Here is a 26,097-nt window from a genome sequence, read left to right as displayed (position 1 = left end):
CGTCCGCGAAATTCTGGGCGTTCATCACCAGCGCCTTTCGAAGCGATTACGAAGATAGATGGCGAGACCGTTCATCGCCATCAGGAAGACGAGCAGCACGATGATCGCGGCCGACGTCTTCTCGACGAAGCCCTTGCTGACCTCGTCGGACCACAAGAAGATCTGCACCGGCAGCACGGTCGCGGGATCGGTGAGGCCACCCGGAGGTGCCGAGACGAAGGCGCGCATGCCGATCATCAGCAGCGGCGCGGTTTCGCCCAGTGCGCGGGCCATGCCGATGATCGTGCCGGTCAGGATGCCGGGCAAAGCGAGCGGCAGGACGTGGTGGAACACCACCTGCACCCGGCTCGCCCCGATGCCCAGCGCAGCGTCGCGGATCGACGGCGGCACCGCCTTGATCGCATTGCGCCCGGCGATGACGATCACGGGCATCGTCATCAGCGCCAGCGTCAGGCCGCCGACGATCGGCGCCGAACGCGGCAGGTTCATCGTGTTCAGGAATACCGCGAGCCCCAACAGGCCGAAAATGATCGACGGCACCGCCGCCAAATTGTTGATCGACACCTCGATCAGGTCGGTCCAGCGGTTACGCGGGGCATATTCCTCCAGGTAAAGCGCGGAGAGCACGCCCACCGGGAAGGCGAGCGCCAGCGTGACGAGCATCGTCAGCAGCGATCCCTTGAACGCGCCCCACACGCCCACCATCGTCGGATCGGTCGAATCCGCGCCGGTCAGGAAGCTCAGGTCGAAGCTGGTGCGAACCTCAGTGACCTTGCGGACGCGATCGAGATCGGCGTCGGCCGCACCGCTCTTGGCCGCACGATCGATCGCGCTCGACGCGGGCACCCAGATGGCGGCCTGCCCCTTCAGGATGTCGGGATTGTCGGCCACCTTGTTGCGCACCGCCAGCCATGCGCCTTCGGACAGCAGCTTGAACGACCCGCCACCGAATTTCTGCTGGGCGGATTCGAACAGCACACCTTCGAAATCGGCAGCGGCCAGAGCAGCATCGCGGCCCGGCCCACGGAAGCTGGCCGGATCGAGGCGGATCGAGGCGTGCGCGAAATCGACAGGCACGAGGACTTCGGTGCGGCGGAAGCCGCTCGCGCCATTGCCGATCATCGTGACCAGCAGGAAGGCGAGGAAGCCGACCGACAGCAGCACCGCGCCCAGCCCCATCGCGTGGAAGCGGCGTTCGGCGGCATAGCGACGCGCGATGCGACGCTGCATCACATTGCCCTTCCAGTCGGTCGGGCGGCGCTCTGGTGCTTCGGCCGGCGCAGGCGGAGTGGCGACCGGATCAGTCATAAGCCTCACGATATTTCTTCACCACGCCGAGCGCGACGATGTTGAGCAGCAGGGTGACGAGGAAGAGGACGAGGCCGAGCGCGAAGGCGGCGAGCGTCTTGGCGCTGTCGAACTCCTGATCGCCGGTCAGCAGCTGGACGATCTGGGTCGTCACCGTCGTCACGCTGGCAAAGGGATTGGCGGTAAGGTTGGCGGCAAGGCCGGCGGCCATCACCACGATCATCGTCTCGCCGATCGCGCGGCTGACCGCGAGCAGGACGCCGCCGACCACGCCGGGCAGTGCGGCGGGCACCAGAACCTTGCGGATCGTCTCCGATGTCGTGGCACCCATCGCGAGACTCCCGTCGCGCATCGACTGCGGCACCGCCGCGATCGAATCGTCGGCCATCGAGGAGACGAACGGAATGATCATGATGCCCATGACGAGGCCGGCCGCGAGCGCGCTTTCGGACGATGCGCCGGGGATACCGACGGTCACGGCGAAGCTGCGCAGCGCCGGCGCCACTGTCAGCGCGGCGAAATAGCCGTAAACGACGGTCGGCACGCCCGCGAGCATTTCGAGGATCGGCTTGAGCCACTTACGCGCGGTCGCCGGCGCATATTGGGTCAGGTAGATCGCGCTCATAAGCCCCAGCGGGATCGCGACGATCATCGCGATGATCGCACCGATGAAGATCGTGCCCCAGAAAAGCGGCACCGCGCCGAACGCGCCCGACGAACCGACCTGATCGGCGCGGATCGCGGTCTGCGGGCTCCAGGTCGTGCCGAACAGGAACTCGATCGGCGAAACCTTCGCGAAGAAGCGCAGCGATTCGAACAGCAGCGAGAAGACGATGCCGATCGTCGTCACGATCGCGATCAGCGACGCGGCGATCAGCGCGATCATCACCACGCGCTCGACGGCGGTACGCGCGCGGAAGCTGGGGGTCAGGCGGAACCAGGCATAAGCGCCGCCGGCCAATCCCAGCAGGGCGGCGATACCGAAGCCGATCCAGCCATAGCGCGTCGTCGCCGAACGATAGACCGGGGCAAGCTGTTCCGACGCCGGGTGGAAGCCCGCCGCCATCTCGCCGCTCGCAAGCCCGCGCACCTCGGCCATCACCGCAGACCGCTCCATCGGATCTGCCGGAAGCTGCGCGGCCGCCGGCGCGGACAGGGTCTCGCTGGACACCAGACCGGGCATCGAGACCGACCAGGCGATCAGGAAGATCAGCGCAGGCACGCCCGCCCACAGCGCGACATACCAGCCATGATGGCCGGGTCGGCTGTGCGGACGCGGGCCGCCGGCAAAGGCCGCGGCCTTGCCGCGCGCCAGAGCCCAGGCGACGACGCCCAGCGCGATGATGGTGACGAGGGCTGCGGAAAAGGTCATTCGGTCAACGTCTTCGGATCGAGGGGCGTCAGCGCCTTGGCGACGGCGACGTTCTTCGCCTGCACATCGGCCGGCGCGGCGATCAGGCCGCGGCGCGACAAATAGCCTTCCTTGGTCCACGCCGAAGCATATTCGGCGACGAACTCGGCAAGGCCCGGCACGGCGCGCAGATGCGCGGCCTTGACGTAGATGAACAGCGGGCGGGCACCGGGATAGCTGTAATCGGCGATCGTCTCGTAGGTCGGATGCACGCCGTTGAGCGGGATGCCGCGAACGCGATCGGCATTCTCACCGAGGAAGCTGTAGCCGAAGATGCCGATCGCATCGGGATTGGCGCTCAGCTTCTGGACGATCAGATTGTCGTTCTCGCCCGCTTCGACATAGGCGCCATCCTCACGGATCTTCGTGCAGATCGCCTTGAACTTGTCGGGGTCGGTCTTGCCCAGCGCCTTGGTCGCCGGATCGGCTTTGCACCCTGCGTCGAGGATCAGCTCGGCGAAGGCGTCGCGCGTGCCGCTGGTCGGCGGCGGGCCGTAAACCTGGATCGCGATGTCGGGCAGCGAGGCGTCGACATCCTTCCAGGTGTGCGCCGTCTGCTTCTTGCCATAAGGCTCGGCCGCCAGCGCCTTGTACACCTGCGCCGGGGTCAGCGCGATCGCGGAACCGGCATTGCTTTCCGCGAGCATGATCCCGTCGATGCCGATCTGAAGCTCGATCACGTCGCGGACGCCCGCTTTGACGCAGCCTTCCATCTCGGACTTCTTGATCCGGCGCGATGCGTCCTCGACGTCAGGATAGGCCGCGCCCACGCCCGAGCAGAACAGCTTCATGCCCGCGCCGGTGCCCGTCGATTCGACGATCGGCGCCTTGAACTTCGGGTTCTTGCGGGCGAAGCGTTCGGCCACCGCGGTCGAGAAGGGATAGACGGTCGAGGAACCGACGATTCGGATCTGCTGTCGCGAGGCATCCTGCCCGCACCCGGCGAGAAGCAGGGCCGACGCCAGCATCAGACCCCTTACCAGACGCATCGAAAACCTCCGCCGATCGCAGCTCAAAATCCGAGTCGCGTATCGGCCCCCGCGAACTCCCTGCGGCCGCCTATGGTGGCCGCATGTGACAGGTTCATTACACCGAAGTCGGCTCCGCGGGGGGAAATGTTACAGTCACCACGGTGCCCTCGCCCAGCTTGCTGACGATGCCGAAGGTCGCGCGATGGCGTTCGACGATATGCTTGACGATGGCGAGGCCAAGGCCGGTGCCCCCCACCGCGCGGCTGCGCCCCGCATCGACCCGATAGAAGCGTTCGGTGAGGCGCGGCAGATGCTCCGCCGCAATCCCCTCCCCCTGATCGGCGACCTGCAGGCGCACCTTGCCGCCGAGCGGCTGAAGCGTGACGCGAATCGGCGTGCCGGGCCGCCCATATTTGATCGCATTGCCGATCAGATTGTGGAGCAGCTGCGCGATCTGAACGCGATCGGCACGAACATCGGCGACGTCGCCGATATCGATGCTGATCCGGCCGCCTTCCTCGCGCTGCCCGGATCGGATGACGTTGACGACCTCCTCCACCACCGGCGGCAATGCGATCGGCGTCTGCGGGGTCGAGAATCGATCGGCCTCGATCCGCGACAGCGACATCAGATCGTCGACAAGCTGCTGCATCCGCTTGGCCTCGGCCAGCATGATGCCCAGGAAACGCTGCCGGATCGCCTCATCCGCGCCCGCGCTTGCGTCGCTCAACGTCTCGATGAAGCCCAGCAGGGTCGCGAGCGGGGTGCGCAGTTCGTGGCTGGCATTGGCGACGAAATCCACCCGCATCCGCTCGGCCGCCCAGCTGTCGGTGCGATCGCGCAGGCGAACCAGGCGGACGCCATTGGGCAGCTTGTGCACCGACATCAGCCAGCGTTTGTCGGGCGCGCCGATGCCGACCAGCTCGATCGGGCTCGACGGCGGATCGCTGAGCGGCGAGGCGAGCATGTCGGCGGCGGCCGGGTGGCGCAGCGCGAGGCGGAAGTCGCCCTTGAGCCGTTCGGAGCCGAAGATCGTCTGGGCGGCGGCATTGGCAAAGGCGATGCGCTGCCCCTCGATGATCATCATCGGATCATCGACCGCCTCGATCAGTTCGGCGCCACGCAGGATCGGCTGTTCGGGCTCCGGCTCGGGCACGCTCGGTTCGACGATGACAGGACGTACAGGTTCGTGGTCGGGAATCGTCGCCAGCCATAGCAATGTGCCCGCCGCAAGCCCCGCCCCGACCGCCGATCCGATCGGCGCATCGAGCAGCCAGGCGACGAGCGCCGTAGCCGTAAAGATAGCCGCGACCGCCAGCGTGCGCCTTTCGCCCAACGGCCGTCTCTCCAAATCGTCCTGCTGCCCCGCCATAATCGACTAGGCTGGAGCCGTTATGGGAAACATTTGTGACATCGACCAGCCCCCCTCGCCTCTCCGCTACATTCGGGGTAAGGACCGGGCAGTGGCTTGGCAGGGGTGTAGTATGGCCGAACGGGACGAAATCGAACGGTCGGCGACCGATAAAGCCCCAGCCGAAACCGGCAGCCTCGATACGTCGCGCCGCAATCTCCTGCGCCTCACCGCGCTCGGCGGCGCCGCGATCGCAACGGTCCGGCCCAATGCCGGCCTGGCCCAGGCGGCGACCTCTGCCCTGAAATGCCAGATCCCGATTCCCGACAGCGCGAATGCCGGAAAATGGATCAAGAGCGACGGTACGCTCGTCAAATCGGGGACATCCGGCGCTTATGCTCCGCCTTCGACTCCGCTGGTCGGTGAAGATGTCAAAAATTCGCTCAGCTACGGCACGCGATATTCGGGCTACACCCAGCAGCAGACGAACGCGTACAACAATTACATCAAGAAGCTGACCGTCGGTAAGCAGGGCTATACCTGTTACGCTTCGGTGATGACGCCTCGCTAATCCGGTCGGGCTGATGGCCCCGCTGCCTCATTTTCGTGCCGAACCTTATGCCGTGCATCCGGTGATCGCGACCGCCGATGATATGACGCTGCTATTCCATCGCGCCTCGGGCGAGACGCATCTGCTCGCGGCACCGATGCCCGATATGCTGGAACTGCTCGGCGAGGCGCCCGACACCGCCGCCGGCCTCACCGCCCGCCTGTGCGATCGGCTGGGCATCGCCGTCGATGAGGAAGCCGGCACGGTCGTTTCGCACAGGCTCGCCGAACTGGAAGCCGCCGGTCTGGTCTGGCGCGACTGATGCACCGGTTCGACGTGCGGGTGGGGCCGATCGGATATCGGGTGGGATCGGCCTGGGCCGGCCCCCTGAACTCGCTTCGCCGTCTTTATAGCGGATATCCGGCGCCAGATGACGGCATCGCCACCCTCACCGCGCGGATCGAGCCGGAGCGGCCGTGGCGCAAATATATCCATCCTCAGGTCGCGATACGGGGCGACCATGAATTGCCCGATGCGCTGCCGATGGCGCTACGCCACGCGCTGCTCGCCGCCGAAATGGCGATGAACCTTCAGATCGCGCTCGGCGAGCGCCGCCATCTGCTGCTCCATGCTGGCGCGGTCGAGCGCAATGGGCGTGTCATCATCCTCACCGGCGAATCCGGATCGGGGAAGTCGACACTGTCGGCGTTGCTGGGCGAACATGGCTGGCGGTTGATGAGCGACGAGTTCGTTCTGATCGAGCCTGAGACGGGCCTCGCCCGCGCCTTCCCGCGCGCTATCAGCCTGAAAAACGCGGCGATCGGCGAGTTGGAGCGCGTCGTATCGGACGCGAGCCGCTTCGGGCCGCTGCTCCGCGCGACGCCCAAGGGCGATCTGCGCCACCTGCGCCCCGCCCGCGATGCGATCGCGCGGATGGACGATCGCGCGAGCCCTGCGCTGATCCTGTTCCCGACCTTCGGCTATGCATCGCAGGCCGAAGGGATCGGGCAGGCCGAACTGTTCGCGCTGCTCACGCAGGGTTCGACCAATTATGCGGCGCTGGGCGAGCGCGGTTTCGCCGCGATGACCCACCTGGCCACCACCGTGCCGGGCGTCCGCTTCGCCTATCCCGACAGCGCGAGCGGCATGGCGATCGTCGAACAATTCGCGGCGGAACTCGGGATATGAGGAACGCCCCCCCCCTTGTGCGCGCACTCACCGATCCCGCAACCACGGACGGGTTCGCGCCCGACGATTGGACCGCGCTCCTCTCGATCGCGCGGGCGGAGCGGCTGATCGGCAGTCTCGCGGTGCGGCTGGCCGGTCGCGGCCTTCCGGCGCCGGTGATGGAGGCGCTGGAGGCTGCGCGCGTGCAGACCGCCTTCGATCATGTTCAGGCGCGATGGGAAGTCGAACTGACCCGCCGCCTGCTCGCGCCGCTCGGCATCCGACCGATCCTGTTGAAGGGCAGCGCCTTCGTCGTCGGCAATCTCACCGCCGGGGAAGGCCGCGCGGTGGGCGATCTCGATATCCTGCTGCCCGCCGATCAGTTGAATACGGCCGAGGCCGCCCTGCTCGTCAGCGGTTACGAATGGGCGAAGGACGATCCCTACACCCAATCCTATTATCGCCGCTGGATGCACGAACTGCCGCCGCTGATCCACGCCGATCGCGGGACGATGATCGACGTTCATCACACGATCCTGCCACTCACCGCGCGGCCGACTCCAGTCGCAGCGGCTTTGGTGGCCGATGCCGTCGATATCGGATCGGGCCTCGCGATGCTGTCGCCCGCCGACATGATCGTCCACGCCGCCTGCCACCTGATCGCGGATGGCGACCTTGCCGGCGGCCTGCGCAATCTCTGGGATATCGATCGGCTGGTGCGGGATTTTTCGGCGCAGGCCGATTTCTGGCCAAAGCTCGCCGAACGATCGGCCTTGCACCAGATGCGCGAGCCGCTGGCGCGTGCGCTCCGCCTAACGCATCGGCTCTACGAAACCCCAATCGATCGCCGCCTTGCCGGGCCGGATCGCGCGAGCGACGCCCTGTTCGTCCGCCGCCTGCTCTCTCGCGACGTCTGGGGTCGCCAGACCAATGCCGGAACCCGCCTCGCTTTCTACATAAGGTCGCACTGGATGCGGATGCCGCCGCTGATGCTGGCGCGGCACCTCTGGATCAAGGCGCGAGGCGTTCCAGCGTCGGAATAAGCGCGTCGTAATGAGCGATCAGCGCGCTGGCGCCGAGCAGTTCGGGCGCACGATCCGAAAACCCGAACGTCACCGCGATCGTCGGTATGCCCGCATTCCGGCCGGTATCGGTGTCGGTGATCGAATCGCCGACATAGGCCGCCCGACCGCCGCCGCAGCGCGCGATCGCTTCGAACAGCATCGCGGGATCGGGCTTCTTCGTCGGCAGCGTATCTCCACCCACCAGCGCATCGAACCGCCGCTCCCAGCCCAGCGCATCGATCAGCGCACGCGCAAGACCCTCGGCCTTGTTCGTGCAGACCGCCAACTTCACGCCCCGCGCCGCCAGCGCATCGAGCGCGCTTTCCAGACCCGGAAAAATCTGCGTCCCATCGGCGATATGCGCGACATAATGATCGATGAAGATCGGAAAGCCGCGCTCGACCAGTTCCTCGGTCGCGCCGCCCGTCGCACCCAGCCCCTTCTGGAGCAGCGCGCGGGCGCCGTGCCCGATCATCCCGCGTACGCTGTCCGCCGACACCGGCGGGCGCCCCAGTTCGCCCAGCGCGTGATTGAGCGCCCCCGTCAGATCGGGCGCGGTATCGGCAAGCGTGCCGTCGAGATCGAAGGCGACGACGTCGAAGGGAAAATCGGCCATGACCGCCCCTTGGCCGCGCCGTCGCCGCATGGCAAGTGACGCCCATGCAGACTCGCCCCTTCGCCGCCCTCATCCTCGCCGCCGGAAAGGGCACGCGGATGAAGTCCGATCTCCACAAGGTGCTCCATCCGATCGCCGGCCTGCCCATGCTCGGCCACCTGCTCGCCAGCGTCGATGCGCTGGGGGCGGAGCGCAGGGTAGTGGTGACGGGCGCGGGCCGCGAACAGGTCGAAGCCTATGTCGCCCCGCGCGGAGTCGCGGTCGCCACGCAGGAGCCGCAGCTTGGCACCGCCCACGCCGTCCAGCAGGGCGAAACCGCTCTCGAGGGCTTTGATGGCGACGTCCTGATCCTCTACGGCGATGTGCCCCTCGTCCGCCCCGAAACGATGCAGGCGATGCTCGATCGGCTGAACGCCCCCGATGCGCCGGTCGCCGTCGTGCTGGGCTTCCGCCCGGCGGACGCGCTCGCTTATGGCCGCATCCTTTCGCGCGCCGACGGCACGATCGAAAAGATGGTCGAATATAAGGACGCGACACCCGAGGAGCGCGCAATAGACCTGTGCAATTCGGGCCTGATGGCGGTGCGCGCCGCCGACCTATGGCCGCTGCTCGCCAAGGTCGGCAACGACAATGCCGCGGGCGAATATTATCTGCCCGACATCGTGATGATCGCGAGGGAAGCGGGCCGCGCCTCGGCGGTGATCGAAGCCGCGCCGTGGGAAGTCGCCGGCGTCAACAGCCGCGCCGAACTCGCAGGGGTCGAGGCCGAATGGCAGGGCCGCCGCCGGCTCGCGGCGATGACCGACGGCGCGACCCTGATCGCGCCGGACACCGTATGGTTTGCATATGATACCAAGATCGGTCGCGATGTTATTGTAGAACCGAATATTTTCTTCGGACCAGGCGCCACGATCGGCGACAATGTGACCATCCACGCCTTCAGCCACATCGAGGGCGCGACGGTCGAAAATGGCGCCGAGCTCGGCCCCTATGCCCGGCTTCGTCCCGGCGCGGAGATCGGCCCCAAGGCCAAGGTCGGCAATTTCGTCGAGATCAAGAAGGCGAAGCTTGGGCCGGGCGCGAAGGCCAATCACCTGAGCTATATCGGCGATGCCGATGTCGGCGCGAAGGCCAATATCGGCGCAGGCACGATCACCTGCAATTACGATGGCTTCCTTAAGTACAAGACCACGATCGGCGAAGGCGCCTTCATCGGATCGAACAGCGCGCTGGTCGCCCCGGTGACGATCGGCGACGGCGCGATCGTCGGCGCGGGATCGGTCGTGACCTGCAACGTCAATTCCGATGCCCTCGCCATCGCCCGCGGCAAGCAGGAGGAGCGCAACGGCTGGGCCGCGACCTTCCGGGACAAGATGGCAGCGAAAAAGGCGGAAAAGCGCTGATTTTCGACCAAGGTCTAGTGCCAAACTAATTTAGATCAGTCGCTTATACCCCTCGGTAAGAATGTTTGGCCTAGCGCTGGCTCCGTACCACGGGAGCCGGGCAATGCATGATTTCCACACGCTGATGATCGAACATGACCGCCTCGACAGGCTGGCGATCGAGCTGCTCGAAATCGTCGCCGGCGAACCCGATCCCGCCACCGCGCTCGCAGTGCGCGCCGACTTGTCGGTCACGCTCGACGATCATCTGAGCAAGGAAGACGGCTTCCTCTACGATCGCCTGCTCGGCAATGCCGAGGAGGATTGCTACCCCGCCCGCGTCCGCGAATTCCACAGCTGCTTCGCGGCCCTCGCGGCGGACTGGAAAGACTATCTCCAGCTCTGGGACAATGAGTGCGTGTCCGCCGACTGGACCGGGTTCGTCAGCGAAACCGCCGCGATGATGGAGCGCCTGCGCGCCCGCATCAAAGCGGAGAACGACCTGCTCTATCCGCTGGCGCTCCAGAAGAACCACATCCGCCTGCGCGCCGCCGCCTGAACGCCCGTTGCGGGCGATATCACATGATGATATCGTCCACTCATGCGAACACTGGTCGATCTTCCCGAAGACGATATTCGATGGCTCGACCATAAGGCGGCCGAGACCGGCCAGTCGCGTGCCGCGATGGTGCGCGAAGCCGTCTCCGCCTATCGCGCGGAATCGAGCAAGGACTGGATCGCGCGCGGCGCGGGCTATTGGAAAAATCGCACCGATATCGGCGATCCCGTCGAATATCAGCGCGCGATGCGCGCGGATCGCGATGACGGCCAGGGCTAGTGAGCGACCCGTTCTTCGACACCAACATCCTGATCGACTGGCTTCTGGATCGCTCGCCGGCCATCACGGAACTGGGCCGCTATCCGCGGCATCGGATCAGCCGGATCGTTTGGACCGAAGTGCTGGCGGGCGAACCCGCAGCGACGCGTGATGAGGTGCGCTTCCTTCTACAGCCGTTCGAAGTCGTCGAGATGGATCAACGAACCGCTGTCGCTGCGGCGGATATTCGCTATCGCACGCGGATGAAGCTGCTCGATGCCATGATCCTCGCGACCTCGCAGGTTCACGGCGCTATCCTGATTACACGCAACACCAAGGATTTCCCGGCAACGATGCCGGGCATCCGCGTTCCCTACACCCTCTGAAAGAGCAAAGCCCATGTGCGGAATCATCGGTATTCTCGGCAATCAGGACGTTTCCGGCCGGCTGCTCGAAGGGCTGCGGCGGCTCGAATATCGCGGCTATGACTCGGCGGGCATCTGCACGATCCACGACGGCGCGCTCGATCGCCGCCGCGCGGAGGGCAAGCTCGACAATCTGGCCAAGAAGCTCGATGCGGAGCCGCTGCCCGGCATCATCGGCATCGCCCACACCCGCTGGGCGACCCACGGCGCGCCGACGCAGGACAATGCGCACCCGCACGCCACCGGCGAAGTCGCCCTGGTCCACAACGGAATCATCGAGAATTTCAAGCCGCTGCGCGACGAACTGATCGCCAAGGGCCGCACCTTCACGAGCCAGACGGACACCGAAGTCGTCGCCCACCTGATCTCCGCCGATGTCGAGGCGGGGATGGAGCCGATTGAGGCCGTTCGCACCAATTTGAAGCGCCTCCACGGCGCCTTCGCGCTCGCCATCCTGTTCCGCCAGCATCCCGATCTGCTGATCGGCGCGCGCCTGGGTTCGCCGCTGGTCGTCGGCTATGGCGAGAATGAGACCTATCTCGGCTCCGATGCGCTCGCCCTCGCCCCGCTGACGCAGAAGATCGCCTATCTCGAGGAAGGCGACTGGGTCGTTATCACCCGCGCGGGCACGCAGATCTACGACAAGGACGATCAGCCGGTCGAACGCCCGGTCGTCAATTCGGGCGTGTCGAGCCTGACGATCGACAAGGGCAATCACCGCCACTTCATGCTCAAGGAGATTTACGAGCAGCCGATCGTCGTGGCGCAGACGCTCAAATCCTATGTCCGCCGCCTGGACGAGCAGGTGTCATTGCCGACCCCCGATTTCGATCTCGGATCGATCCGCCGCGTGACGATCGTCGCGTGCGGGACCAGCTATTATGCCGGCATGGTCGCCAAATATTGGTTCGAACAGTTCGCGCGCGTCCCCGTCGACCTCGATGTCGCATCCGAGTTCCGCTATCGCGCGCCGGTGATGGAGGAAGGCGGGCTGATGATCGTCATCAGCCAGTCGGGCGAAACCGCCGACACACTCGCCGCCCTGCGCCATGCCCGCGCCGAAGGACAGAAGATCGCCGCCGTCGTCAACGTCCCCACATCGACGATGGCGCGCGAGGCCGATCTGCTGCTGCCGACCCATGCCGGCCCGGAAATCGGCGTCGCCTCCACCAAGGCGTTCACCTGCCAGCTCGCGGTGCTGGCCGCGCTCGCCGCCAATCTCGCCCGCGCCAAGGGCCGCCTCAACCCGCGTGAGGAGAAGGAGGTCGTCCGCCACCTCGCCGAAGCGCCCGCCGCGATCAACGGCGCGCTGGCCTATGACGAGGCGATCGAAGCGATGGCGCACCTGATCGCCCCGGCGCGCGACGTGCTCTATCTGGGCCGCGGCACCGATTATCCGCTCGCGCTCGAAGGCGCGCTAAAACTCAAGGAAATCAGCTATATCCACGCCGAAGGTTATGCGGCGGGTGAAATGAAGCACGGCCCGATCGCGCTGATCGACGAGAATGTGCCTGTCATCGTCATCGCGCCGTCCGGTCCGCTGTTCGATAAGACCGTGTCGAACATGCAGGAGGTGCAGGCGCGCGGCGGCAAGGTCGTGCTGATCTCCGACTATGACGGGATCCAGGCGGCGGGCGACGGCTGCATGGCGACGATCACGATGCCCAAAGTCCATCCGCTGATCGCCCCGATCGTCTATGCGATCCCGGTTCAGCTGCTCGCTTATCATGTCGCGGTACTGAAGGGCACCGACGTCGATCAGCCGCGGAATTTGGCGAAATCCGTCACGGTGGAGTGATTTTCCACCATAATGGATGATGATAACGCCATGAAATCGTTTGATTCATCCAAAACCGATGAAGCCTGATATTCAGTCGGTTCGCCGTGCCCGCACATTGGGCGGGTGCGGCGAAACGATCTTCCCTTCTCCAGCGCGGGCAGCCGCGAGCGGCTGACCGGCCCGGAAGATGTGATGCGTCTTTTCGACGCCGATGCCGCGCACGAAGCCTCCGAAAGCGTCCAGATCTTTCATCTCGATTCCGACAGGCACCTGCTGGGCCGATCGATCGTCGCGGGTGGGGATGAAGGCGCGGTCGACCTGCCGATCCGGCGTATCATCGGCGAGGCGCTAGAGCTGGGATCATCGATGCTCGTCATCGCCCACAATCATCCCAGCGGCGATCCCGCGCCGAGCCGGGCGGACCAACTGGCTACCAGGAAGCTGGCCGACATCGCCCGCGCGCTCGATATCCGCCTGCTCGATCACATGATCGTGGCCGGAGACCGCAGCTACAGCTTTGCCGAGAGCGGCCTGCTTTAACGCAATTCGTCAACGTAACGATCGGTGCCGTGGAACGTCGGGATGAAAGGCGCGACGAAGGCCAGCTTGCCCTTCCCCGACGCCGCCAGATCGGCCTCCGCCTTTCCGAACAGCGCGTCAAACGACCGCTCAGGCTCATTGTCGCTGAACCACAGGATCGTGACGCGATCGTCCAGGCCCGGAATATCGGCGACATCGGGCATCTTGTCCGCGGGCAGCGGGATCGGGGTGAAGATCGTCGCGACCGCCATGTCGCTGCCCTTCAGCTTCGATGGGATATAGTCGGCCTTGAGCCAGTCGATCAGCGCCTCGCGCTGCCCCTCGGTCGCATCGATCACCTCCAGCACATGACCGCCGAACGGATAGTTGAGGATGTGAATATCACGCACCACCGCGTCGTCGCGATAGACCGCCCCGCGATAGGTCTGGAACGACGTGTAGATATGATCGCGCTTCAGCAGGATGCGGTCGTCGGCGCGCAGGCGCCGATTGATCGCGGTGCTGTGCGCGGCCTGATCGTCCTGCCGCCCCTCGATGATCCAGTAGAGCGAGATATATTTGCCCAGCGCCAGCGGGTTCGCGATCGGCGAACCTTCCGGCGCACGCATCCCCTGCAGGCGCTTCGGCGCCACGAAACGGCGGCCCGCGAACATCCACGGCATCGCCAGCGCGCCCGAGATGAAGTGATCGTCTTCGTACCAGCGATTATACTCACGATCGAAGCCTTCATGCGGCTCGACCATCGTGATCAGTGCCGAACCGATCTGGGCCTCATACGGCCCTTCGGCAATCGCGCGGTGCAGTTCCAGCGAGTCCATGATCCGTCTCCCATTGTCTTATGGGAGCTATCGAACCAGACCCTGCCTCATCGGTCCATGCCCATTTCCGAGACCCGGTGCTGCAAGCAGGCTGGCACGGACGAAATCGCGCGCTTTCTCCACAGCCTCGGAAAGCGGCCGCCCTTGCCCCAGCCCGGTCGCGATCGCGCTGGCCAGCGTGCAGCCTGTGCCGTGCGTGTGCCGCGTCTCGATCCGCTCGGATGTCCATTCGGTCGATCGGCCATCGGCGGTGACGAGACGATCGATCAGGTCCACACCCTCGCCATGCCCGCCCTTGGCCAGCACCGCGCAGCCGTGCCGCGCCGCCAGCGCCTCGGCCGATCCGCCCAGCACGCCCAGCTCGGGCAGGTTGGGCGTCACCACCGTCGCAATATCCATCAGCCGCCCGAACGCCGCGATCGTCGCCTCGTCGGCCAATAACGAACCACTGGTCGCGACCATCACCGGATCGAAGACGATCGGCACAGTGTCGAGCGCCGCGAGCCGATCGGCGACCGCGTTCACCACCTCGGCCGATCCGATCATCCCGATCTTCACGGCATCGACGCCGATGTCGCTCACCACCGCATCAATCTGCTCGATCACGAAGCCGGCCGGCACCGGCATCACCCCGGTCACGCCCAACGTGTTCTGCGCCGTCAGCGCGGTGATCGCGGTCATCGCGTGGCCGCCCAGCATCGTCACCGTCTTGATATCGGCCTGAATACCCGCGCCGCCGCCCGAGTCCGATCCGGCGATGATGAGGATGCGCTTTATCGTTCTATCCAATCGTGTTCGCGAAATTGTCCACTGCAGAGTCGGCAAGGTCGAAGATCATCAAAGGCACACCGAAGCCCAGATAGAAAATCGTGTCACCTGCCATCGTGGCTCTCGCCCCTAGCCTTCCGCCCGGAAGCGCGACGCCGTCATCATTATCCCAATATTTGAAATCGGCCATGTCGCGCGTCAGCAGCGAAGCCGCATTCCAGAAGAAGCGATGCGCCAGAAGAGCCTGGAGGATCAAGAAAGCGTAATAGAAAACCGATCTATAATTCTGATTTCCCGTCATTAAATTAACAACGACGACGACAGAAACGGAAGCCGCTGCGAAGATTGAAGCGGCCTTTCCCTTGCGGACCAACGGCCTCACGCCGCCTTGCGCACCGCCTCGCAAATCTGGTCGACCATCGCCTCGACCAGCTTCTTGTCCTCGCCTTCGGCCATCACGCGGATCAGCGGCTCGGTGCCCGATTTGCGGATCACGAGGCGGCCGGTGCCGTCGAGCTGCTTTTCGGCATCGGCGATCGCGGCCTTGACCTTGTCGTCCTTCAGCGGCTCGCCACCCGCGAAGCGGACGTTCTTGAGCAGCTGCGGCAGCGGATCGAACAGGTGGAGCAGCTTGCTCGCGGGCTTTCCGCTTTCGACCAGTTGCGCAAGCACCTGCAGCGCCGCGATCATGCCGTCGCCGGTCGTCGCGTGATCGGACATGACGATATGCCCCGATTGTTCGCCGCCGATGTTGAAGCCTTCGGACCGCATCGCCTCGACCACATAACGATCGCCCACCTGGGTGCGATGGAGCGTCAGGCCCAGGCCCGCCAGATAGCGTTCGAGGCCCAGGTTCGACATCACCGTAGCAACGATCCCGCCACCCTTGAGTTCGCCGCGCTTGAGCGCCCCGGTCGCGATCAGCGCCATCAGCTGGTCGCCGTCGACGATGCGGCCCAGATTGTCGACCACGATCAGGCGATCCGCATCCCCGTCCAGCGCGATACCGATGTCGGCGCGCGTCTCGCGCACCTTTTCCTGCAACGCTTTGGGGTCGGTCGATCCGCATTTGTCGTTGATGTTCGTGCCGTTGGGCTCGACGCCCATCGAAATCACGTCGGCGCCCAGTTCCCACAGCGTCATCGGCGCGACGTTGTATGCCGCGCCGTTCGCGCAATCGACGACGATGCGCAGCCCATCGAGTCGCAGATGTTCGGGAAAGCTCGATTTGATCGCGTGGACATAGCGGCCACGCGCATCCTCGACGCGGCGGGCGCGGCCGATATCGGCCGATTTGGCGAGCTTGGCGGGCTTGTCGAGCGCAGCTTCGATCGCCGCCTCGTCATCGTCGCTCAATTTGTAGCCGTCGGGACCGAACAGCTTGATGCCGTTGTCGAAGAAGGGGTTGTGGCTGGCGGAGATCATCACGCCCAGATCGGCGCGCATCGCGCGGGTCAGCAGCGCGACCGCAGGCGTCGGCATCGGGCCGACCATGACCACGTCCATGCCCACGCTGGTGAAGCCCGCGACCAGCGCCGATTCCATCATGTAACCGCTCAGGCGCGTATCCTTGCCGATCACGACGCGATGGCGATGATCGCCGCGCAGGAAATGCGCGCCGGCGGCCTGGCCGACCTTCATCGCGATCTCGGCGGTCATCGGGGTTTCGTTGGTCCGGCCCCGGATACCATCGGTGCCGAAATATTTGCGCGCCATGCAATCGTCCCCAGCGGAGGTTGGACGCGCTAGATGCGCCGAAACGGGCGGAGCCTCAAGAGGCTCCGCCCTTCGTCTCAATACTCGTACGCCTTGGGCAGCGCCTTCTCGGTCGGATCGAGATAGCGGTCGCGCAGGCGCGTTTGACGGCTCGTCATCGGCTGAGCAACGCCGTCGATCCAGATCGCGACGGGCGCGGATGCGATCTCCAGCGGATCGCCGTCCCAGATCACGACATCGGCATGGCGACCCGGACGCAGCGATCCGATCTCCCCGCCCATGCCGATCGCCTCGGCGGGTTTCGACGTGATCGTGGCGAAGGCCTGCCCCCAATCGAGCCCGGTCGCACCCGGAATCTTGGTGATCGCCACCAGATTGCCGGCGAACTGGGTCAGATAGGATTCATACGGCCCTTCCGAAGCATCGACGTTGGAAATCGCGACCAGAACGCCCGCCTTGGTCAGCCGTCCGACGTTCGACTGGGTCGCCGCCAGTGTCTCGAACCGCTCGGGCAGGTCGGTGATCGCCGCCGCGATTACCGGGACCTTCGCGGCCGCGATCTGGTCGGCGATGCGCCAGCCCTCCGTGGCCCCCACCAGCACCAGCTTGATAGCCGGATAGTCGGCCTTGAGCGCAAGCGCCGCGCGGATATCCGCCACCCGCTCAACATGGACGAGCAGCGGCATCGTGCCCCGGATCACCGGGCCGAGCGCCTGCGCGTCCTGCTTCGTGATCAGCGAGTCCTTGCTGAGCCAATCCACCTGCGCGGGGTTTTGCGCGGCGACGAGCGCGGCGCGGAGCAGGACGTGCGCGGCCGGGCGGGTGCCGCCGCCATGATCGCCCGCATCCTCGCCCAGCTCGACATATTGGAATGCGCGCGGCTTCGTCACTGGATCGACATCGGCGCCCAGATCGATCACCGCGCCCTGCCCGCCGAACATCGTGTTGCCTGCCGCCGGAATCACGAAGGCGCGCGTGGTGCCGCTCGATCGTTCGGTCGCGATCCCCTGCCCGCTGGTGTTGATCGACGTCGAAACGTCGATCGCGGCGGAAAAGGGCGAACCCTTGGTCTGCGCGTCGTTAGTTTCGTTCATCCCGTAACCGTCGACGATGCCGAGCGTGGAGATCGGCGCGACGATGCCGGGGGACACCCACTTGCCCGTCGCATCGACCACCCGTGCGCCCGCCGGCACCGCGACGCCCGCTCCGGCCGCCACGACGCGGCCATTGGCGATGACGACGGTGCCGCCCTGGATCGGCTGCGATCCATCCCCGATCGCGACGGTGCCGCCGGTGATGGCGACGGTTTCGGCCGAAAGCGGCGTGGCGATCAGCGCGGCTGCTGCCAGAAGGAGATGCTTCATTTCACGTCTCCCTCGCCGGGCTGGCCAAGCTCGAAGTCGCTCACCGGGCGCAGCTTCGGATTATAGGCGTCGTAGAGCATCGCCCCGTCGATCCACACCTTCTCCGGCCGGGTATAGACGCTGAACGGATTGCCGTTCCACAGCACCACGTCGGCCATCTTGCCGGCCTTCAGGCTGCCCGTCTTGTCGGCGATGCCCAGCGCCTTGGCCGGGTTGATCGCCAGCCACGTCCAGGCGAGTTCGTCCGAAATGTCGATCCCGGCGCGGCGGCCCGAAGCGAGCGCCTTGCCCGCTTCCTGGTTCAGCCGCTGGATGCCGTTCTGATCGTCCGAATGGATCGTCGCGCAGGTGCCGGTCTTCTGCAGGATCGCAAGGTTCTCCGGAATGCCGTCATAGCTTTCCATCTTGAAGCCATACCAGTCCGCCCAGACGGACGCGCAGACCCCGTTCGCCTTCAGCAGATCGCCGATCTTGTAAGCCTCCACCGCGTGATGGAAGGCCGATACGTGATAGCCGAACTCCTTGGCCATATCGATTACGTTGGCCATTTCGTCGGCGCGGTAGCAGTGGTTCTGGATCAGGATTTCGCCGCTCAGCACGCCCATCAGCGTGTCCATCGCGATATCGCGCGACGGCTGCTCGCCGCCCTTCTCCTCATATTTGTCCCACTTGCGCTTATATTCGGCCGCCTTCGCCCAGGTCTGGCGATCGACCGCGATATTGCCCATGCGGGTCGAGGGCTGGCGCCCCTTCGATCCATAGACGCGCTTGGGGTTCTCACCGCACGCCATCTTCAGGCCATAAGGCGCACCGGGGAACTTCATGCCCTGCGCGGTGCGGGCATAGACGTTCTTGAGGACGACCGAGCGGCCACCCATCAGGTTCGCCGAACCCGGCAGGATCTGCAGCGTTGTCACCCCGCCATTGGCCAGCGCACGGCTGAAGCCCGGATCCTGCGGCCACACGCTATGTTCGGCCCAGACGTCGGCGGTCACGGGGCCGGTCGCCTCGTTCCCGTCCGACAGCGCCTGCACACCCGGCGACGGATAATCGCCCAGATGGCTGTGGATATCGATGACGCCCGGCGTCACCCACTTGCCCTTGGCGTCGATGACGGTGGAGCCAGCGGGGATCGCGAGGTCCGGTCCGCCGATCGCCGTCACCTTGCCGTCGGCGAACAGCACGGTCCCATTCTCGATCCGGCCGCCTTCGCCGTCATAGACGGTCGCCCCGACCAACGCGGTCGGGACACCCGGATAGGCATGATAGGTCGACGGGAAGGGATCGTGGTTGAACCCCTTCCCCTTGCCCGGCGGCGGCGCATCCGACGCCGCCGACTTGGGCTTGGCCGCCTGCCCGCACGCGGCGAGCGTCAGCGCGACGGCAATCGCCAGCTTGAGCTTATTGGACACCGTGCATCCACTTCTTGATCACAGGGGACAGGACGAACAGGACACCGCCGATAATGACCGACGCGAGGCCGATCGTCTGGAACACGCCGGCATAGGTCTCCAAGCTGACCTTCAGGTTGGTCACCTGCCCGCCGACGGTCTCGACGCTCGCCACCTGTGCGACGACGCCGGCAACGTACTGCGCGCAGCTGATCGACAGGAACCATACGCCCATCATCAGGCCCACGACGCGGGCGATCGACAGCTTGGTGATCATCGAAAGCCCCACCGGCGAGATGCACAGTTCGGCTGCCGAGTGGATCAGGTACAGCAAAGCCAGCCACCAGACCGAGACCTTGAAGTCCGCCCCGGCATAGGCCGTGCCCCACACGAGCGCGAGGAAGCCGAGGCCCACGCCCGCCAGCGCGATCGCGAACTTGATCGGGATCGACGGCTCCAGCCCGCGCTTGCCAAGGGCATTCCACAGGATCGACGTCAGCGGCGCCAGCAGAACAATGAACAGCGCGTTGAAGAACTGCGTCTGCCCCGCCGTCATCGTGAACAGGCCGAAGACCGAAAGATCGGTGTTGCGATCGGCGAACAGGGTCAGCGACGACCCCGCCTGTTCGAACAGGGTCCAGAAGACGACGTTGAACACGATCAACACGATCGCGGCGAGCATCATCTGGAACTCGACCTTGTTGCCAGCCTTCAGCGCCCATAGCGGGATCGCGATCACCGCGATCAGGAAGGTCGTGAACAGCACCTTGCCCATCAGCGGCAGCGCCAGCAGATAGCCGACAATGCCCGATCCGTCGGTCGGCGGCGCGGCGTTCATCAGATTGGTGAACAGGAACCACGCGACCGGAACAGCGAGGACCGCACCGACATAGATGACGAGGCGACGATCGGGCGCGCCCGCGGGCGCATCGCCGAAGCCCGCAAGCTGCTTGCCCGAAAACTGGATCAGCGCCCAGCTGATCATCATGCCGACGGCAGCAAGGAAGAAGCCCGCCCACCAATCGATCGCGACCGCCAGGAACGGGCACAGAATCTGCGAGAACAGCGAACCCAGGTTGATGCCCATGTAGAAGATCGTGAAGCCCGCATCGCGGCGGCGATCCCCCGGCGCATAGAGCGCGCCCACGATCGTCGAAATGTTCGGTTTGAAGAAGCCGTTGCCCACCACGACCATCGACAAGCCGATCAGCAGGATCATCGTGAAGAAGGGGCTGCGTTCGGCCTCGGCCTTGAACCCGCCCTTGGGAATGCTGCGCGCGACGCTGCCGTCGGCGGCGAGCAGGTTCACCGAACCATCGTCCTGCCCCTTGATCGCAAGCTGGCGATCGCCGTCGACCACCGACTGCGCACCGCTTTCGGCCACGACGACCTCGTAACGCGTGCCCTCGATCATCGCGAAGGGCTTGGCGGTCGGCCCGCCGAAGCAGAGCGTCAGATAGCCGAGCGACATCAGGATCGCGCCGAACTTCACCGACTGTTTGGAGCCGAGATAGCGATCGGCGATCATGCCGCCGACCAGCGGGGTCAGATAGACGAGCGCGGTGAAGCCGCCATAGAGGCCGTTGGTCGTCTGATCGCTGAACAGGAAATGTTTGGTCAGGTAGAGCGCGAGCAGCGCCCGCATACCGTAGAAGCCGAAGCGTTCCATCGCCTCGGTCGTGAAAAGCCTGGCGAGTTGTCGGGGATGCCCGAACCAGGTTTTCTCGTCACTCGGATTGACATGCGAAATGTCGGGCTCACGCGGATTATCCGCGGTTGGCGTGTCGACCATGTAGACTCCCTATGTGCGCTCTGGCCTCCGTTCGGGGCGGCGCGTCTCATGGGGACCGCAAACTAGGCAGGTCGCGGCGCGCTGTGAAGCCGGTTGTTGCACAGAGCCGCCGCTGATAACGAGACGGCCATGTTCAACGACCTCTCCAGCACCGCTGCCCTGCTCGCCACCCGGCGCTCCGGCAAGGCGCGCGACCTCGCCGCCCCCGGCCCCGACGACGCGCAACTCCGCCAGATTTTGGAGGCCGCGATGCGCGTGCCCGATCATGGCAAGCTGGCGCCGTGGCGCTTCGTCGTGATCCCGCTGGATCAGCGGGACGCCTTCGCCGCGATGCTGCGCGCCGCCTATCTGAAGGCGAATCCGGGCGCCGGCCGCCTCGAACTCGAAGCGATGGACCAGTTCGCGCAGCAGGCGCCGGTGATGGTCGCGATCCTCTCGACCCCCGCCGCCGGCAGCAAGATTCCGGTGTGGGAGCAGGAGCTTTCGTCGGGCGCCGCCTGCATGAACATGCTGATCGCCGCGCATGCGCAGGGTTTCGCCGGCAACTGGCTGACGGCATGGCCCGCCTTCAACGAAGACGTGCTCGTCTCGCTCGGCGGCAAGCCCAATGATCGCATCGCCGGCTTCGTCTTCATCGGCACGCAGGTGAAGCCGCTCGAGGAGCGCCCCCGTCCGACCTATGAAGCTGTCGTTTCGACGTGGAAAGGCGGATAAGGATTGACGCGGCGTGCTGTGTTAGCACAGTGTGACGCCATGAGTTCGCAAGATCGCCCCGTCTATCTCCGCCTCCGCGACATCATCGCGGAATCGATTCTCGACGGGGTCTATGGCGATGGCGACGCTCTCCCCTCGGTCCGCGCCTTCGCGGCCCAGCACGGCGCCAACCCGCTGACGGCGGCCAAAGCCTATCAGGGTTTTCAGGACGAAGGCCTCGTCGTCGTCCGCCGCGGCGTCGGCATGTTCGTCGCCGAAGGCGCCAGTGAGCGTCTGCGCCGCGAAGCCCGCACCCAGTTCCTCGAAGACCAATGGCCCCGCGTCGTCGATCAGATGCGCCGCCTGCGCATCGAACCCGCCGACCTGCTCGACAAGGTCAACTGACGCTAAACGCGTCATCCCGGCACAGGCCGGGATCTCAGGCGCCTCCTGCTCGCCGCCTCTCTCCCTACCTCGTCATTGCGAGGAGCCGAAGGCGACGCGGCAATCCAGTCCGCACATGAGAATGTCGCGAACCTCGCCCAACTTGGGCCTGGAACGCCTCGCTACGCTCGCAATGACGAGTTGGCGGTGATAGCGCGTCCTCGATGACCACCCGCACCCTCCCCGCCACCGAAGACGCCATCGCCGAAGCCGCGCGCCTGATCGCCGCGGGTGCGATCGTCGCGGTGCCGACCGAGACCGTCTACGGCCTCGCGGGCGATGCGACCTCAGGCGAAGCCGTCGCCGCGATTTACACCGCCAAGGGACGCCCCAGCTTCAATCCGCTGATCGTCCACGTCGCCGATCGCGCAATGGCCGATCGGATCGCCACCTTCGGCCCGCTCGCCGATCGCCTCGCCGAGCACTTCTGGCCTGGCCCGCTCACGATGGTCCTGCCGCTGCGGGGCGGCGCGCCGATCGCCAGCCTCGTCACCGCCGGCCTCTCGACCGTCGCGATCCGCATGCCCGCGCATGAGGTCATGCTATCGCTAATCTCTGCCGTTGGCCGCCCCCTCGCCGCACCCTCCGCCAATGCCAGCGGATCGATCAGCCCGACCCGCGCCGAACATGTCGCCCGCACGCTCGGCGGCCGCCTTCCCCTCATCCTCGATGGCGGGCCGACCGAAGCCGGCGTCGAATCCACGATCGTCGCGGTCGAGAGCGACAGGCTCCGCCTGCTCCGCCCCGGCCCGATCACGGCCGAAATGCTGGCCGAATTCGCGCCCGTCGACACGGCCGAAAGCGGCGCGATCGAGGCGCCGGGCCAGCTCGCCAGCCACTATGCGCCCTCCAAGCCCGTCCGTCTGGGCGCGACCACCGCGAAAGACGGCGAATATCTGATCGGTTTCGGCCCGGTCGCGGGCGATGTCTCGCTGTCGCCCGCCGGCGATCTCCAGCAGGCCGCCGCGCGCCTGTTCGATCTGCTCCACGTCGCCGACGCATCGCCGGCCCCCGCTATCGCGGTCGCCCCCATCCCCCACGATGGCCTCGGCGCAGCAATCAACGACCGCCTGAACCGGGCCGCCGCACCCCGCCCTTGACATTGTTCTCTTTTTGTTCTATTAAACTCGGATGCCCTCCGCCCCACATCCCTCGTCATTGCGAGCGCAGCGAAGCAATCCAGGCCCGCAGAACAGAGCCTCGCGACCATCTCTAGTTCGGGCCTGGATTGCTTCGTCGCCTTCGGCTTCTCGCAATGACGACTACAGGTCGCGAATTCGCTATATCGAAAGCCACAAAGGCCGCGAAAGCCACGACGGTTGTGGCTTTCGCGGCTTTCGCCACGGCTGATACGCTGATGAAAACCGATCAGGCGGTCGCGGCGTTCTTCAACCGGTTCGCATAACTCTTACGGAATTTCATCAGCTTGGGCGCCACCACGGCGACGCAATAGCCGTTATTAGACCCTTCGCGGGCGAAATATTCCTGGTGATAGTCCTCGGCGACATACCAGGGCGCATCGGGCTCGATCGTGGTCACGATCGGGCCGCTCCAGTCGGTCTGCGCCCGCTCGATCGCGGCCCTGGCTTCGGCCTCCTGCTCGGGCGAATGCGGGAAGATCGCGCTGCGATATTGCGTGCCGACATCGTTGCCCTGCCGGTTCAGCTGGGTCGGATCGTGAACATGGAAGAAGATATCGAGCAGTTCGCCATAGCTGATCACATCCGGATCATAGGCAATCCGGATCGCCTCGGCATGGCCGGTGTCGCCGCCGCAGACCTGCTTGTAGGTCGGATCCGGCACATGCCCGCCGATATAACCGCTTTCGACCGAGTGAACCCCGATCACATCGTCATACACCGCCTCGACGCACCAGAAGCACCCGCCGGCCAGCGTCGCGATCTCTTCCGCCATCACCTGATCTCCTTTGATGCAGAAGATAGGTGATGGCGGAGCGGTTGCAATCAGGCTTCTTCTTCGAACGTCACCGCCACGTCGCCATTGGCCGACAGGCGCACCTTGTCGCCCTCGACACCGGCGACGAGGCCGCCCGAAATATAATGGTGGTGGCCCTTATGGCTCCCCTCGCCGCTGTCCTTCTTGGTCAGCTTGATGCGATCGCCGTCGACATGATCGACCGTGCCGACATGGACGCCATCGGCCCCGATGACTTCCATATGTTCCTTGATGCTCGAAAGATCGGCCATGCCTCGTCTCCTTGGGAAGGTGGAGACGCAGAAACGCGCGAGCAAAGAAAAAGCGCCAGAGGATCTGTAAGCCGGGTTCTGTCCACCGCCCGCGAAGGGCGGATGGGCGATCATTCCTCTAGGGCCGCGCTCGCACGCGGCCTCCAGCAATCAACCCGGACGACCGGGCGGAGTAGCCCATGCGCCGTCCCTATTCGATCTTGCTCCCGGTGGGGTTTACCATGCCGTTCCCGTTGCCGGGTCCGCGGTGCGCTTTTACCGCACCCTTTCGACCTGGCCGAGAGCCCGCCCCAAAAAGGAATGGGCCCGCTCGGTGGTCTGCTTTCTGTGGCACTGTCCCTGGGGTCGCCCCCGCCGGGCGTTACCCGGCACCGTCACTCCTTGGAGCCCGGACTTTCCTCCCCGGCGGCCATAAAGCCGCCGCGGCGATCGCCCGATCCTCTGGCGCCGGGCGGCTGTAGCGCCCGGTCGGCAGAGGTCAAGCTCTTAGGCCCGGCGGTGCTCGCCGCGCACGCGACGCACGGTGCCCGACGATGCGCGCATCACGACGCTCTCGGTCGTAATGCAGTCCTTGCGGACCTTGACGCCATCAAGGAACGAGCCGTCGGTCACGCCGGTCGCCGCGAAGATCGCGTCGCCCTTCACCAGATCGTCGAGGTCATAGATCCGGTCGAAATCGGTGACGCCCCACTTCTTGCCGCGCGCCTTTTCGTCATCGTTGCGGAAGATCAGGCGGCCCTGGAACTGGCCGCCGACGCACTTGAGCGCGGCCGCCGCCAGAACGCCTTCCGGCGCGCCGCCCGAACCCATGTAGATGTCGATCGTGGTGTCAGGGTTGGTGCAGGCGATCACGCCGGCCACGTCACCATCGGGGATCAGCACGACGCCGCAGCCGATCGAGCGCAGCTCGGCGATCAGCTTTTCGTGGCGCGGGCGATCGAGCACGCAGGCGATGATCTCGTTGGGCTTCACGCCCTTGGCCTTGGCCAGCGCCTCGACATTCTGCGTCGGCGTGTTCTTCAGGCTGACGATACCCTTTTCGTAGCCCGGCCCGATCGCCAGCTTGTCCATGTACGTATCGGGCGCGTTGAGCAGACCGCCCTCTTCGGCGATCGCGAGAACCGCGAGCGCGTTCGGGAACGCCTTGGCCGTCAGCGTGGTGCCTTCGAGCGGATCGAGCGCGATGTCGATCTTCGGGCCTTTGCCGGTGCCGACCTTCTCGCCGATGTAGAGCATCGGGGCTTCGTCGCGCTCGCCCTCGCCGATAACGACCGTGCCGTCGAAGTCGAGCGTGTTGAACGCGGCGCGCATCGCTTCGACCGCGACATGGTCGGCGGCCTTCTCGTCGCCACGGCCGACCAGCTTGGAGGCGGCTATGGCGGCGGCCTCGGTCACGCGCACCATTTCGAGAACAAGAACTCGATCGAGCGCGTTGCCTGCCTTACCCATAGCGAAAAGCCCCTTTAAACTGGCGTGGAAAGTCCGAGCGATTAGGACAGCATAGTTACATTGTCGAGAAGCG

General features: G+C 65.4%; 28 protein-coding genes and 1 other RNA gene. 13 read left to right on the top strand and 16 right to left on the bottom strand.

Annotated features, from left to right (window positions below):
- Nucleotides 1–24: 24 nt before the first annotated feature.
- The 4 genes from pstA to EOD43_RS09965 form a co-directional block, all read right to left on the bottom strand.
- Nucleotides 25–1,308: a phosphate ABC transporter permease PstA gene (gene pstA / locus EOD43_RS09980; RefSeq protein WP_240653239.1), complete on the bottom strand. Its 1,284-nt coding sequence runs from the start codon at nucleotides 1,306–1,308 to the stop codon at nucleotides 25–27.
- Complete coding sequence (pstC, locus tag EOD43_RS09975) at nucleotides 1,301–2,680, bottom strand: phosphate ABC transporter permease subunit PstC (RefSeq protein ID WP_127743368.1); 1,380 nt, start codon at nucleotides 2,678–2,680, stop codon at nucleotides 1,301–1,303. The genes pstA and pstC overlap by 8 nt, the downstream gene beginning before the upstream one ends.
- A complete protein-coding gene (locus EOD43_RS09970) occupies nucleotides 2,677–3,687 on the bottom strand; it encodes a substrate-binding domain-containing protein (RefSeq protein WP_240653137.1) in 1,011 nt (336 codons plus the stop codon). Before EOD43_RS09970 ends, pstC begins: the two co-directional genes overlap by 4 nt.
- 118 nt (nucleotides 3,688–3,805) lie before the next feature.
- Nucleotides 3,806–5,026 (bottom strand): ATP-binding protein, encoded by a 1,221-nt coding sequence (locus EOD43_RS09965; RefSeq protein ID WP_240653136.1) that lies wholly within the window; start codon nucleotides 5,024–5,026, stop codon nucleotides 3,806–3,808.
- Between the two features lie 148 nt (nucleotides 5,027–5,174).
- On the opposite strand from EOD43_RS09965, the gene EOD43_RS09960 reads away from it, so the two are divergent.
- Genes EOD43_RS09960 through EOD43_RS09945 form a run of 4 tightly spaced genes read left to right on the top strand, consistent with a single transcriptional unit; the run spans nucleotide 5,175 to nucleotide 7,801 of the window.
- On the top strand, nucleotides 5,175–5,612 hold the full coding sequence (locus tag EOD43_RS09960) for a hypothetical protein (RefSeq protein ID WP_127743362.1): 438 nt from the start codon (nucleotides 5,175–5,177) through the stop codon (nucleotides 5,610–5,612).
- 13 nt (nucleotides 5,613–5,625) lie between these two features.
- Nucleotides 5,626–5,913 carry an HPr-rel-A system PqqD family peptide chaperone gene (locus EOD43_RS09955; protein WP_127743360.1) on the top strand — a complete coding sequence of 96 codons (288 nt, stop codon included), beginning with the start codon at nucleotides 5,626–5,628 and terminating at the stop codon, nucleotides 5,911–5,913.
- Complete coding sequence (locus EOD43_RS09950) at nucleotides 5,913–6,779, top strand: HprK-related kinase A (protein ID WP_127743359.1); 867 nt, start codon at nucleotides 5,913–5,915, stop codon at nucleotides 6,777–6,779. The genes EOD43_RS09955 and EOD43_RS09950 overlap by 1 nt, the downstream gene beginning before the upstream one ends.
- Nucleotides 6,776–7,801 (top strand): nucleotidyltransferase domain-containing protein, encoded by a 1,026-nt coding sequence (locus EOD43_RS09945; RefSeq protein ID WP_127743357.1) that lies wholly within the window; start codon nucleotides 6,776–6,778, stop codon nucleotides 7,799–7,801. Before EOD43_RS09950 ends, EOD43_RS09945 begins: the two co-directional genes overlap by 4 nt.
- Here EOD43_RS09945 and gph read toward each other — a convergent pair.
- Nucleotides 7,770–8,438 carry a phosphoglycolate phosphatase gene (gph, locus tag EOD43_RS09940; RefSeq protein ID WP_127743355.1) on the bottom strand — a complete coding sequence of 223 codons (669 nt, stop codon included), beginning with the start codon at nucleotides 8,436–8,438 and terminating at the stop codon, nucleotides 7,770–7,772. The two genes, EOD43_RS09945 and gph, sit on opposite strands and share 32 nt — an antisense overlap.
- Before the next feature lie 44 nt (nucleotides 8,439–8,482).
- On the opposite strand from gph, the gene glmU reads away from it, so the two are divergent.
- From glmU to EOD43_RS09910, 6 genes are all read left to right on the top strand, one after another.
- Entirely contained in the window at nucleotides 8,483–9,841 is a 1,359-nt protein-coding gene (gene glmU, locus EOD43_RS09935; protein WP_127743353.1) for a bifunctional UDP-N-acetylglucosamine diphosphorylase/glucosamine-1-phosphate N-acetyltransferase GlmU, read from the top strand.
- A 103-nt stretch (nucleotides 9,842–9,944) separates the two neighbouring features.
- Entirely contained in the window at nucleotides 9,945–10,379 is a 435-nt protein-coding gene (locus tag EOD43_RS09930) for a hemerythrin domain-containing protein (RefSeq protein WP_164857176.1), read from the top strand.
- 42 nt (nucleotides 10,380–10,421) lie between these two features.
- Nucleotides 10,422–10,658, top strand: a complete 237-nt coding sequence (locus tag EOD43_RS09925; RefSeq protein ID WP_127743349.1) for a ribbon-helix-helix domain-containing protein — start codon at nucleotides 10,422–10,424, stop codon at nucleotides 10,656–10,658.
- Nucleotides 10,658–11,023 (top strand): type II toxin-antitoxin system VapC family toxin, encoded by a 366-nt coding sequence (locus EOD43_RS09920; protein ID WP_127743347.1) that lies wholly within the window; start codon nucleotides 10,658–10,660, stop codon nucleotides 11,021–11,023. Before EOD43_RS09925 ends, EOD43_RS09920 begins: the two co-directional genes overlap by 1 nt.
- A 13-nt stretch (nucleotides 11,024–11,036) precedes the next feature.
- Entirely contained in the window at nucleotides 11,037–12,860 is a 1,824-nt protein-coding gene (gene glmS, locus EOD43_RS09915) for a glutamine--fructose-6-phosphate transaminase (isomerizing) (RefSeq protein WP_127743345.1), read from the top strand.
- Nucleotides 12,861–12,965: 105 nt separating this feature from the next.
- Nucleotides 12,966–13,382 (top strand): JAB domain-containing protein, encoded by a 417-nt coding sequence (locus EOD43_RS09910; RefSeq protein WP_127743343.1) that lies wholly within the window; start codon nucleotides 12,966–12,968, stop codon nucleotides 13,380–13,382.
- On the opposite strand, the gene EOD43_RS09905 is transcribed toward EOD43_RS09910, so the two are convergent.
- From EOD43_RS09905 to EOD43_RS09875, 7 genes are all read right to left on the bottom strand, one after another.
- Nucleotides 13,379–14,200: a hypothetical protein gene (locus EOD43_RS09905; protein WP_127743342.1), complete on the bottom strand. Its 822-nt coding sequence runs from the start codon at nucleotides 14,198–14,200 to the stop codon at nucleotides 13,379–13,381. The genes EOD43_RS09910 and EOD43_RS09905 overlap by 4 nt on opposite strands.
- A 27-nt stretch (nucleotides 14,201–14,227) precedes the next feature.
- The gene (gene thiD / locus EOD43_RS09900; RefSeq protein WP_127743340.1) at nucleotides 14,228–14,989 is read right to left on the bottom strand and encodes a bifunctional hydroxymethylpyrimidine kinase/phosphomethylpyrimidine kinase; all 762 of its coding nucleotides are present in this window, start codon (nucleotides 14,987–14,989) and stop codon (nucleotides 14,228–14,230) included.
- The gene (locus EOD43_RS09895; RefSeq protein WP_127743339.1) at nucleotides 14,982–15,341 is read right to left on the bottom strand and encodes a hypothetical protein; all 360 of its coding nucleotides are present in this window, start codon (nucleotides 15,339–15,341) and stop codon (nucleotides 14,982–14,984) included. Before EOD43_RS09895 ends, thiD begins: the two co-directional genes overlap by 8 nt.
- Before the next feature lie 5 nt (nucleotides 15,342–15,346).
- Nucleotides 15,347–16,684 carry a phosphoglucosamine mutase gene (gene glmM / locus EOD43_RS09890; RefSeq protein WP_127743337.1) on the bottom strand — a complete coding sequence of 446 codons (1,338 nt, stop codon included), beginning with the start codon at nucleotides 16,682–16,684 and terminating at the stop codon, nucleotides 15,347–15,349.
- Between the two features lie 77 nt (nucleotides 16,685–16,761).
- Complete coding sequence (locus tag EOD43_RS09885; RefSeq protein WP_127743335.1) at nucleotides 16,762–18,048, bottom strand: amidohydrolase family protein; 1,287 nt, start codon at nucleotides 18,046–18,048, stop codon at nucleotides 16,762–16,764.
- Nucleotides 18,045–19,460 carry an amidohydrolase gene (locus tag EOD43_RS09880; RefSeq protein ID WP_127743333.1) on the bottom strand — a complete coding sequence of 472 codons (1,416 nt, stop codon included), beginning with the start codon at nucleotides 19,458–19,460 and terminating at the stop codon, nucleotides 18,045–18,047. The genes EOD43_RS09885 and EOD43_RS09880 overlap by 4 nt, the downstream gene beginning before the upstream one ends.
- On the bottom strand, nucleotides 19,450–21,231 hold the full coding sequence (locus EOD43_RS09875) for a peptide MFS transporter (RefSeq protein WP_127743331.1): 1,782 nt from the start codon (nucleotides 21,229–21,231) through the stop codon (nucleotides 19,450–19,452). Before EOD43_RS09875 ends, EOD43_RS09880 begins: the two co-directional genes overlap by 11 nt.
- 129 nt (nucleotides 21,232–21,360) lie before the next feature.
- Between EOD43_RS09875 and EOD43_RS09870 the strand changes: the two genes are divergently transcribed.
- The 3 genes from EOD43_RS09870 (at nucleotide 21,361) to EOD43_RS09860 (ending at nucleotide 23,468) form a co-directional block, all read left to right on the top strand.
- A complete protein-coding gene (locus EOD43_RS09870) occupies nucleotides 21,361–21,945 on the top strand; it encodes a nitroreductase family protein (RefSeq protein WP_127743329.1) in 585 nt (194 codons plus the stop codon).
- 39 nt (nucleotides 21,946–21,984) lie between these two features.
- A complete protein-coding gene (locus EOD43_RS09865) occupies nucleotides 21,985–22,329 on the top strand; it encodes a GntR family transcriptional regulator (RefSeq protein ID WP_127743327.1) in 345 nt (114 codons plus the stop codon).
- Nucleotides 22,330–22,532: 203 nt separating this feature from the next.
- On the top strand, nucleotides 22,533–23,468 hold the full coding sequence (locus EOD43_RS09860; RefSeq protein ID WP_127743325.1) for an L-threonylcarbamoyladenylate synthase: 936 nt from the start codon (nucleotides 22,533–22,535) through the stop codon (nucleotides 23,466–23,468).
- A 268-nt stretch (nucleotides 23,469–23,736) separates the two neighbouring features.
- Here the strand turns inward: EOD43_RS09860 and msrA are convergent, their stop codons facing one another.
- From msrA to glpX, 4 genes are all read right to left on the bottom strand, one after another.
- The gene (gene msrA / locus EOD43_RS09855; RefSeq protein WP_127743323.1) at nucleotides 23,737–24,282 is read right to left on the bottom strand and encodes a peptide-methionine (S)-S-oxide reductase MsrA; all 546 of its coding nucleotides are present in this window, start codon (nucleotides 24,280–24,282) and stop codon (nucleotides 23,737–23,739) included.
- 50 nt (nucleotides 24,283–24,332) lie between these two features.
- Nucleotides 24,333–24,575, bottom strand: a complete 243-nt coding sequence (locus EOD43_RS09850) for a DUF2171 domain-containing protein (RefSeq protein WP_127743321.1) — start codon at nucleotides 24,573–24,575, stop codon at nucleotides 24,333–24,335.
- A 51-nt stretch (nucleotides 24,576–24,626) separates the two neighbouring features.
- Nucleotides 24,627–25,020: RNase P RNA component class A (gene rnpB / locus EOD43_RS09845), an RNA gene on the bottom strand.
- A gap of 41 nt (nucleotides 25,021–25,061) precedes the next feature.
- The gene (gene glpX / locus EOD43_RS09840; RefSeq protein ID WP_127743319.1) at nucleotides 25,062–26,024 is read right to left on the bottom strand and encodes a class II fructose-bisphosphatase; all 963 of its coding nucleotides are present in this window, start codon (nucleotides 26,022–26,024) and stop codon (nucleotides 25,062–25,064) included.
- Nucleotides 26,025–26,097: the final 73 nt, after the last annotated feature.

It is taken from the genome of Sphingomonas crocodyli, from assembly GCF_004005865.1.
Lineage (GTDB): Bacteria > Pseudomonadota > Alphaproteobacteria > Sphingomonadales > Sphingomonadaceae > Rhizorhabdus > Rhizorhabdus crocodyli.
The sequence above is the reverse complement of the archived record's forward strand: the minus strand, read 5'-3'. Positions and strand labels throughout refer to the sequence as shown.